Consider the following 10,359-nt stretch of genomic DNA (forward strand, 5'->3'; position numbering starts at 1 on the left):
CGGCTCAGCACGCTGCCCCAGCCCGCGCTGCCATCGATGCGGCAGGCCAGTTGGCCCGGCGCGTCGGGCAGCCAGGACTCGACCCAGGCCGTGGGCAGCTCGAGCGAGACGGTGTCGGCCGACTGCACGAAGTGGAAGGCGTAGCTGCGCCGCGAATCGACCAGCACCGCGTCGCCCGGCAACATGCGCGCGCTGCGCCCTTCCTGCTCGACGCTCCAGGCGGTGTCGGTCTTGCACAGCAGGTAGTAGAAGTTGCTGCGGCTGCGCTCGATCGCGCGGCGCGTGCGGTAGACGTCCTGCGCGCTGCCGCGCACGCGGTTGACGCCGATGCCGAGCGCCGGCGTGCCCAGCGGCGCCGATTCGAGCGTGGCGTCGAAATGCCGCGCCTGCGGGCTGGTCACCTCCATCTCGAGGAAGCCCTCGCAGACCGCGCCGACCCAGTAGTCGAGCCGCTGCGCGGGCGGCACCGCGTCGGTGGACCAGCGCTCGATCGCGGCCGGCGGGCGATGGGCTTCGGCGTGGGGCTGGGTGGGCATGGAGGGTTCTCCCCGTGGATGGGTCGGCTGCAACATACCGAAGCCGGCGGGGCTTGCCAAGCGGGCTCGCCCGGGAAGGCGGTCCGGTTATAGGCGGCGGCTGACGGCGCGGCCGGCGGGCGGTCGGCACAATGGCCTGCTGCATCAACCCCGCGCACCGGCCGCCGCCGGCGTGCGCACCAGGAAGGAAACACCCAGGCCATGACCACCAACAAAAGCGACTTCGGACTGATCGGCCTGGCCGTGATGGGCCAGAACCTCGTGCTGAACGTGGAAAGCCGCGGCTTCCAGGTCAGCGTCTACAACCGCACCGAAGCCACCACCGAGGCCTTCATCGCCGCCAATCCCGGCAAGAAGCTGGTGGGTGCGAAGACGCTCGAGGAATTCGTGCAGAGCCTCGCCAGGCCGCGCAAGATCCAGATCATGGTCAAGGCCGGCGCGCCGGTCGACCAGGTGATCGAGCAGCTCATCCCGCTGCTCGACAAGGACGACATCGTCATCGACGGCGGCAACAGCCTCTACACCGACACCGAGCGCCGCGACGCCTACCTCTCGAGCAAGGGCCTGCGCTTCATCGGCGCGGGCGTCTCGGGCGGCGAGGAAGGCGCGCGCAAAGGCCCGTCGATCATGCCGGGCGGTCCGGCCTCCACCTGGGAGGTGATGAAGCCGATCTTCGAGAGCATCGCGGCCAAGGTCGACGGCGAGCCCTGCGTGATCCACATCGGCCCGGGCGGCGCCGGCCACTACGTGAAGATGGTGCACAACGGCATCGAGTACGGCGACATGCAGCTGATCTGCGAGGCCTACAGCCTGTTCAAGGCCGCCGGCTTCACGACCGACGAGATGGCCGCGATCTTCAACGAGTGGAACGACGGCGAGCTGCAGAGCTACCTGATCCAGATCACCGCCAAGGCGCTCGAGCAGAAGGACCCGGAAACGGGCAAGCCGATCGTCGACGTGATCCTCGACAAGGCCGGCCAGAAGGGCACGGGCCAGTGGACCTTGATCAACGCGGCCGAGAACGCGGTGGTCATCAGCACCATCAACGCCGCCGTCGAGGCGCGCGTGCTGTCGTCGCAGAAGAAGGCGCGCGTGGGCGCGAGCAAGCTGCTGCAGGGCCCGAAGGTCGAACTCTCGCTCGAGAAGAAGGCGCTGGTGGCCAAGGTGCACGACGCGCTCTATGCCTCCAAGGTCATCAGCTACACCCAGGGCTTCGACCTCATCAAGACCATGGGCGACAAGAAGGGCTGGGGCCTCGACCTCGGCCGCATCGCGGCGATCTGGCGCGGCGGCTGCATCATCCGCGCGCGCTTCCTCAACCGCATCACCGACGCCTTCCGCACCGATCCGGCGCTGGCCAACCTGATGCTCGATCCCTTCTTCAAGGACCTGCTGAACCGCACCCAGCAGAACTGGCGCGAGGTGGTGGCGCTGGCCGTGAGCAACGGCATCCCGGTGCCGGCCTTCAGCGCCTCGCTGGCCTACTACGACAGCTACCGCACCGAGCGCCTCAGCGCCAACCTGCTGCAGGCGCAGCGCGACTTCTTCGGCGCCCACACCTACGAGCGCGTGGACAAGCCCGAGGGGCAGTTCTTCCACACGGAGTGGCCGGAAGTCATCGGCTGAAGTCCGCGCCGGCCCGGCGCCACTCGAGCGCCCAGCCCTTCGGCGCTCGAACGGCACGCGCTCATGTCATGGGTTGACCGTGCAGCTGAACTTGAGGACCGCGCTCTGGTCCTTGGCGAGCGTGCCCAGCGGGATGCCGGCGCCCGTGAGTTGCGCGACCGTGAACGTACCGGGCGGCACGCCATCGCCCGTGATGGTCACGCGGCCGGTGCCGGCGCAGGTCAGGCCGGCGCCGGGCTTGTCCTTGACCAGGGCGCCCGTGACGGGGGTGATCCCCAGGCTCTTCACGGTGATCGTGTATTCCACCGTCTGGCCCGGCTTGACCGACGTCTCCTCCAGGCTCTTGACGATGCTGAGTTCGGCGCCGGCCGTGTTGGTGAAGACGCAGAGGAATTTCGCGCCGGGACGCAACGACACCTCGGTCGCGGGCGGACTCGCCGACGGGGCCGGAATGACGATCGGTTGCCCCCGTGCGAAATTGATCGGCCGGTTCGCGGGATTGCTGCTGTTGGCGGTATCGGTGTCCGTGCAGGTCACGCCCGTCAGCACATAGCCCGGCGCCGGGTCTTCGGTCAGCGTCACGGGATCGCCCAGCTTCGTGACGAAGACGGCCGGCGGTGCCGCGGGCGTCGCCGTGTTGGCGGCCGAGGTCGTGATCGGGGCGGGCTGGGCGTCGAGGTTGTCGGCCGTGAAATTGAAAGGCCCGCCGCCTCCGGGGGCGCCCAGGGTCTTCTTCTGAATCGCCACCGTGGGCAATTTCGAATTGACGTAGGCACAGATGATTTCGCTGTTGCGCAGCTCACTGGCCCGCGGAATCGTGACCGTGCCCGTTGCCATGTCGTACTGGGGACTGAACAAGGCGCCCAGGAGGTTCGCGAGTTGGGTGGGATAAAGCGAACATTTGATCGACGACAACACCCAGGGCGCCTGGACGTTTTCGCTGATTTTCAATTCGCCGGGCGTTGGCAAGACGGGTCTCAACACGCGCGCGTGCGTGGCCGTGTCTTTTGTTTTCGTCTCGATGCTGCCGCTTGTCTGCATGAAATTGGAGTAGTTGAAATCGAATTTCCCGACCCCGCCTCTGGAGGTCTTGACCGGACCCACGATCGGAGGGGTATTCAAGGAAAAGGAGAAAAACACTCGAAGACGCCCGTACCACCGATCCGTCCCAGGTATTGGCGCATAGCTCTTGGCGCCAAATCTAAAGCGTATCGTCGAGATATTCTTGCCAAGAACCCTGACCGATCCGCACGCATCATCCTGGCTGCAATGCGCGTAGGCCCCTCTCCCTCCCACGGTGGCATCGGTGTTGTTTTTGATGAAATTCCCTTCTACAGCGAAATTCCAATTTCCTGAAAGTCTTTGAAGACTTCCTGGAGAAAGCAGCTCCAGAGAGTGGATCTGCAAGGAATGCCATCGAAAATCAGGAGAGGTACCGAGGGGGTAATTGGTCCCACTGATCAATCCCCTCAAGTGAATGATTGGATCGTCGACAGGCCGATTGAAAGAAATTTCAATCACGGCTACTTCCGGTACTGCCACGACGGATTCCGGAAAAGCACCCGAAGACGCCTCTCCCCGAAAAAAGCCGTTGGCCGCGCCAATGCCAGTTCCAGTGGGACTGTTTTGAGACGTAAAGAGGGACTCCGGCCCTTCAAAAGCGAAGTAACCACCCTGGGGGAACGAAAAATTACCCGATACGGTTCGCATCGTCACCGTCAACGGCGTCCTTCCAGTATTGGCATCCTCTCCTTCCAGGATCGCGAAACCGCCGCCCCTCGGATTGTCGTAATTCAGCATCAAGGGAAGACTCGCCGTTCTTTTGTCGCCGCTGACCGTCGGACTCAAAGTGCCGCCGTACGCATTTTCCATCGCGGAGGTATTTTGCTGGGCAAATGCCGCCTGCAATAGAGCGCTCCCCAAAACGGCCACCGCCCCCCGCTTCCAGGAATGGCCGAAGCACTTTCGGATGGAAATCGCCGAAAACCCCTTGCCTGCAAATAATGAAAACGTCATTCGAATCTCGTCGATCAGTCAAAACACGATAGCCAACCGGGTGCGTCGTTGAATTTCGAAACAGCCATTGCTTGTCCCGGCCTCCACCACGGCCTCAATCCACCTTGATCTGGAACATCACCGACCCGCTGCCACCCGGCGCCACGAAGCCGTCGAAGCGCCAGTCGACCGGCCCGGTCTTGCCGGCGGGCTGCGCCTCCGTGCAAGCCACCGCCGGTGCCGGTGCCGCATTGGCCGGCGTGGTCTTCAGGCATCCGGTCAAGGTCGGCGGCGTCTCGCCCACGGTCGCGCTGACGAAGCTGGTGTAGGCCGGCGTGGTGTCGTTCACCGCCAGGTTGCGGATCGGCGCATCGCTGTTGTTGGTGTAGGTGATGCGGTACTCGAGCGTTTCGCCCGACTTGGCCCGGTTGTTCACCCCGAACTCCAGCACGCCCTGCGTCACATTGCGCACCTCCTTCCGGAGTTCCAGCGCCACGCTCGAGAGGGTCGTGATGTCCTGCAAGGTGTAGCGGCCGCTGAGCGCCGGGTTGGCGCCGCGGTAGTCGAAGTCGGCCTGCACCACCACCTTGTTGTTCGCGCCCATCGGCGCGGTCGCGGGAATGAACTGCTTCACGACCACGCACACCTTGCCCTCGAAGATCACTGCCTGGCCCGCGCCCGCCGGCGGGTAGAGCTGCGCCGCGCCCGGTTGCAGGCTGCCGGTGCAGCCCGTGTCGGCGAAGATCTGCGCGCTCCAGCCGCCGATGGCGGGGTTGGCGGTCTCGCTCGCGATGCTGAAGCGCACCTGCCCGGCCGTGCCCGCGGCGAAGGTGTGGCCATAGGTCACGCTGTTGCCGGGCAGCCCGGTCTTGGCCCCGTCGGCCGCGAAGCTGCCGTTGTCGACGTCGCCGAAGTTCAGTTCCTCATGGCCGACGCCGTTCCAGGCGAAGGCGATGCGATCGGGCGTGTCGGTGCGCGTGTAGGTGTAGCGGTCCGCGCCGATGGCCACGGCGGCCCCCGATGGCAGCGCCACACTGCCCACCGAGGCCCCCGTCGACACGCGCGTGCCGGGGCTGTTGACCTGCTCCACGCACATCGCGGCGCCCTTGGGCGTGCCGTCGGGCACGGCGAAGCTGTAGTTGCCCGCGGCATCGGTGATCGTGCGCGCGTGCACGGTGGCCGCGCAGTCGGTCAGGCGCACGCCGATGCCGCGCTGCGGCACTTCGCCGCCATTGATCACGCCGTCGTTGGCCGTGCCGCCGCCCACGCCGTTGTCGAGGAACACGCGGCCGCTCACGATGGCGCTGGCGTAGCTGTTGGTGAAGGTGCAGGTCCACAGCGCGCCGGCGGCCATGTCCGCGCCGGAGAGGGCCACCGTGCCGGTGCCGGTGACGGAGCGGCCCGCCTCGTTCACGCAGACCGAGCGGGTCGTGACGTCGGGCACCGCGGTTTCGGTGATGCCGACGGCGGTGCCGGGCGTGCCCAGATGGTGCGCGGTCTTCGATGGCACGGGCAGGTTCTGCTCGCTCGTGGTCACGCTGTCGGTGTCGTTCGCGATCACGGTGCCCGTGAGCTTGAAGTCGTAGCTGCCGGTGCCGCCGACCGAGGTCTTGACGATGCGCACGCGCGGCCGGACGGTGTGGGTCACCGTGCACATCTTCTCGCGGCTATCGATGTCCCTGACGTCGGCCGCCGGCGATGTCATGGTGTAGACACCGACGGAAGGATTGGCGAGGTTGCTCGCCGGAAGATTCTCGTAGCCCTCGCACGAGAAGGTCTGGACGTAGTTGTCGAGCGAGGTTCCGGTCCCGGCCCCCGCCTTGAACGTCATCGTCGTGCTGACGTCGATGCCCAACCGGGCCGTCTGCCCCTTGTCACCGACGTCCTTCACGAAAGCAGCCCCCATGGTGCTGAAAGTCTGGACATTGACGCCGGAAAAGCTCAGGTCGAATTTCCCCGCATCGAACGGCGTGCCGACGATGCGATTGTTCAACCCGAATGAGGGCCGGTAGTTGTGGATGGAACACTTGAAGTCCGAATTCGGAAAAACGTACTTCTTGTCCAACGTGAACTTGTTTCCTTCGATCTTCCATCGGATGGCGGTATCGAAGGGATTGGTGTTGCCATCGACCCCCGCATTCGCATCCTTGCACCCGCCACCCGGGAGCGTGGATGCATAGACCGGCCAGCCCGGCTGAACGGTCTTCTCCGTGACCACGATATCCGCTCCAGGGATGATTCGCAGCTTCCCTTGCGACCAGTTCTGCGAGCCCGAACCGTCGAGCCTCGGAGTCACCGGAACCGTGATCGTTTCATCGACGGCGCCGCTCACGCCCGAGAAGGAGAAGCTGAAGCTCGGGAAAGGGGCTTCGGCCGCGCTGCCGATGGATTTGCCGAAGGCAAACGTCGGGCCGCCCCCCAGCGGCGTGCTGACCTGAGCGCTCCAGGTACACACGTTCGGGTTCTGGGGATCCGGCGTTTCGCACAATGCGCCGACCGGTGACGTGACCGTCGCGGTGTTGGTGACGACATCCAGCGCGGCCGCGGCGGCCGTCGCGGACGGCTTCGGAGGTGTCTGCTGCGCGAAAGGCTGGGCCACTGCCGCGAGCAGCAGGAGCCCCACGCCGCATCCGATCGCACGGCGCGGCCAGCGGCTCGTGCCTCCGGCGGAGAATCCAGTGCCCCGGATGGCCGAGGCCGCTTCCCGCGTGATGCCGTTCATGGATTGCATGGCCTGGAAAATCTCTCGCTGATCTGGCGTGCCCATCGGCTCACTGCGGTCCATTCGCGCCTCCGGCTGCCGAACCCGCGGCCGGTGCGGACGCATCGCCGCCCGTCGCCGGGAAGCCCAGCGTGGTCTCGTCGAACTTGAAGCGCAGCCGGATGTAGGCACCCTTGCTCGTGTATTCGTTGGCCGTGAGGTCGCGGTCGCGCAGGCCCACGAAGTTGTAGCCGGCCGACAGCCACAGGTTCTTGTAGACCTGGTAGCCGAGCTCGAGGCCGAAGGTCTTCTGCAGCCCGCCGCCCTTGCCGTAGAGCAGGCCGGCCTGCACGCCCCAGTCCCAGTCCTTGTCGATGTCCTGCGTGTAGCGCACCTGCAGCAGGTGCGCCCAGTACCTGCTCGCGAGCAGGCTGTCGCTGAGGCGGCTGACCTTGCCCGCGTAGCGCGCCATCACGAAGCGGCCTGGCTCGGGGTTGTAGTTGAGGTGGGCCGAGACGATGTCGGCGCTGGTCTTGCCCGGCAGGCTGGCGCCGTTGTCGGCGCCGAACACGCTGCTGCCCTGCAGCGCGCCGGCCGCGTTGCCCGCGCCCACCACGTTCTCCGAGCGGCGCTCGTAGCGTGCCAGCGCATTCCAGCTGTCGTCGTCGACCGGCCGGTAGGCCACGCCGATCTGGTGGCGCTGCAGGTGGCGTTCGTTGCCCGCGTTGGTGCCCTGCCCTTCGCTGCTGCTCATGATGCTGCGCGCCAGCAGGCTCCACGAAGGATCGAGCTTGTAGCCGAAGCCCGCGCTGAACAGCCGCGTGTTGGCGTCGTCGCCGCGGCGCATCTCGAACACGCCGCTGGTCTTGAGCCGTTCGGTCATGTACTCGATGCCGCTGGTGATGGCGGTCGACTGGCCGAGCCCCCCGGCGTACCCGGTGCCGTTGTTGCCGCTGTTGGCGTAGCCGCCGAGGTTGCGCGTGTGCTCGATGCCGCCGGTCACGCTGACGCGTTCCGTGAGCTTGACGGTGTTGCGCACGCCGATGGCGGCCTGCACGCCGCGGCCGTCGGCACCGTCGGCGAGGCGGTACTCGTTGTACACGCGCCCGCCCTCCATGTAGTTGCTCTCGATGCCGACGATGCCGGTGTTGTTGTTCCGCGCGCCGTCGAGCCCGTAGGGACCGTAGAGCGAGGAGATCAGCTCGTAGCGCCCGTAGACGCGGGTCTTGTCGGTCACGGCGTAGTTGCCGCCGATGGCCAGCACGCGCTTGTCGCTGTGCTGGATGTCCTGCTCGCCCTCGATGAAGAGCTGCGCGTTCGGCGCCCACGGCAGCTGCGTCGACAGCCGCGCGCGCAGGGTGGTGAGGGTCTGGGTGTCGACGCCGTTGGCGGCCACGGCCGCGCCCAGCACGGTCACGCTGTTGGCACCGATGCTGCTGCCCATCTGGCCGTTGTAGGTCGAGATCTGGCCGTAGTCGAAGCCCGAGTTCGAACCGGGCGCGTCGTCGCTCTGGCCATGGCGCAGTCCCACCTCGACCACCGTGTCCTCGCTGAGCTTCTTCTGCGCGCTCAGGGTCAGGCCCTTGCGTTCGTCGGTCTGCGCGGCGTCCTTGCTGTAGAGCGCTTCGGCGCGCACGGCCAGCGTGGGATCGACGCGGTACTCGGCGCGTGCCGACGCCTCGGTGCGGCCCGACGAGGAACTGGCGCCGGGGTTGTCGAAGCCGGTGCTGGTCCTGGTCGCGAGCGCCACCACGGCGAGCTTCTCGTCCTGGTAGCGCGCCTCGATGCGCGCGCCATGGCCGCTGCCCTTCTCGTCGGACTCGGTCTTGACCACTTCGCCCGCCACCGTCATGTTCTCGCCCAGGCGCGCGATGCCCGTGACCGCCTGCAGCTTGCGCTTGTTCCGCGGGTTCTGGTCGGTGCTGACGACCACGCCGACCTGCACGGTCTCGGAGGCCTTGACCTGGATATCGACGCCGGCCACGGTGAACTTCGGGCCGCCCGAATCGACCTCGTAGGTGACGCGGATCGACTGCGGATTGAGGTTCGCGTCGACCGAGGAGATCGCGCGCGTGAACAGGATGCGGCGCGTGAGCGGCTCGACCGTATAGTCGACGAAGCGCGTGACCGCCGTGCGCTGCAGCACGATGTCCGGCTGGTTGCGGTCGCGCACCACGATCTCGACCTGCTCGCTGTTCTCGACGAACTCGCCGTTGGCACCGTTCAGGTAGTACGGCCCCGAGGTGCCGAGCGCGCGGAACTCCTCGACCTGCTGCGTCTGCGCGGTGCGCGAGGCGTAGGAGGTGGCGCGCACGTTCTCGTCCTCGTAGACGTGCTTGAGGCCCGTGAGCGAACGGTTGCTCTGGCTCAGGTTGCGCACCTCGGTGCTGCTGGCGGTGGTGAAGTCGCCGTACAGCAGGTAGGAGCGGTTCCTGTCGATGCGCACGTAGAGCTTCTGCGTGCTCTGCGCGTCGAAGCCCTTGGCCGAGGAGTCGCCGTAGATCGGATAGAACTCGTCGGGCCGGATGTCGCGGAACAGGCGGTCCTTGCGCTGCTTGTCGGAATCGAAGGCCGCGGTCAGCAGGTACTCGCCCTTGATCGCGCCCTTGAAGAAGAAGGCGGAGCGCGCGCCCGCGCGGCGGCCGTTGTGCTCGTCCTTCAGGCCCGTGAGTTCGGCCTCGAAGGCCGCGCCGGCGGGCATCGCGCCCAGCGGCAGCTTGCCGCGCTTGGTGAAGTCGAGCACGCCCTCGACGATGCCCACGCCGATCATCGGGCGCAGCTCGGGCGTCAGCGCGAGGCGCACTTCCTTGACCAGGCTCGCGGCCGTGACGCGGATGCGCGCATCGCCCGGTTCGCCCGGCGGGAACAGCTTGAACTCGGCCGAGCCGCCGTCCATGAAGACCTGGGTGCCGGGCTCGTCGGGGTTCAGGTCCTCGGCGAGCCAGCGGCCGCGGTCGGTCTCGAGCGTGAGCTGGGTGCGCGCGGTGACCGGCACGCCGGCCGCGTCGGCCAGCCGCACCGTGACGACGATGGGCGTGCGCAGGTCGGCCTGGGCCGAGGCCGGCAGGTCGATCGCGATCGCCGAGAGCTTGTCGGGCGCGACCAGCGTGATCTCCCGCGCCTCGCCGCGCACATTGCCGAAGCCGTCGACGGCCTCGAGCCGCAGCGTGTTGGCACCGGGCTTGAGCGTCACGCCGATGTATTCCCAGGCCGCGAGCTGCTTCGACGGCAGCTGCGACTTCTTGCCCACGCGGCGCTCGTCCACCGCCGCGCCGTTCACGCTCAGGCGGAAGCCCGCGCCATCGCCGCCCTTGACGCGCACGTTGATCGAAGTGCCGGCCACCGTGTCGCGGTCCTTGAGGTCGAGGAAGCCGAGCGCGTTGCTCTCGATCTGCGGCAACAGGGTTTCGAGTTCGACCGGGCTCGGCGCGGCCGACGCCAGCAGGGGCAGGTTGCGCGGCTCCAGCATCGCGCCGCCCAGCCCGATCGGGCGCGTGGGCA

General features: G+C 66.9%; 4 protein-coding genes and 1 pseudogene. 1 reads left to right on the plus strand and 4 read right to left on the minus strand.

Features of this window, described 5'->3' with window-relative positions:
- Positions 1-536: AraC-like ligand-binding domain-containing protein (locus AC27VN_RS21000; protein WP_490877762.1), on the minus strand; the 536-nt coding region annotated here is incomplete at its 3' end.
- Between the two features lie 201 nt (positions 537-737).
- Between AC27VN_RS21000 and gnd the strand changes: the two genes are divergently transcribed.
- A complete protein-coding gene (gene gnd / locus AC27VN_RS21005) occupies positions 738-2,162 on the plus strand; it encodes a decarboxylating NADP(+)-dependent phosphogluconate dehydrogenase (RefSeq protein ID WP_490877763.1) in 1,425 nt (474 codons plus the stop codon).
- Positions 2,163-2,228: 66 nt separating this feature from the next.
- Here the strand turns inward: gnd and AC27VN_RS21010 are convergent, their stop codons facing one another.
- The 3 genes and pseudogenes from AC27VN_RS21010 to AC27VN_RS21020 form a co-directional block, all read right to left on the minus strand.
- A complete protein-coding gene (locus AC27VN_RS21010; protein ID WP_490877764.1) occupies positions 2,229-4,178 on the minus strand; it encodes a prealbumin-like fold domain-containing protein in 1,950 nt (649 codons plus the stop codon).
- A 94-nt stretch (positions 4,179-4,272) separates the two neighbouring features.
- Positions 4,273-6,984 (minus strand): prealbumin-like fold domain-containing protein, encoded by a 2,712-nt coding sequence (locus AC27VN_RS21015; protein ID WP_490877765.1) that lies wholly within the window; start codon positions 6,982-6,984, stop codon positions 4,273-4,275.
- Positions 6,929-10,359: pseudogene (locus AC27VN_RS21020) on the minus strand (hypothetical protein); the annotation flags it as partial. The pseudogene AC27VN_RS21020 and the gene AC27VN_RS21015, both read right to left, overlap by 56 nt.

This window comes from Variovorax sp. 20P10.2.4 (assembly GCF_058244205.1).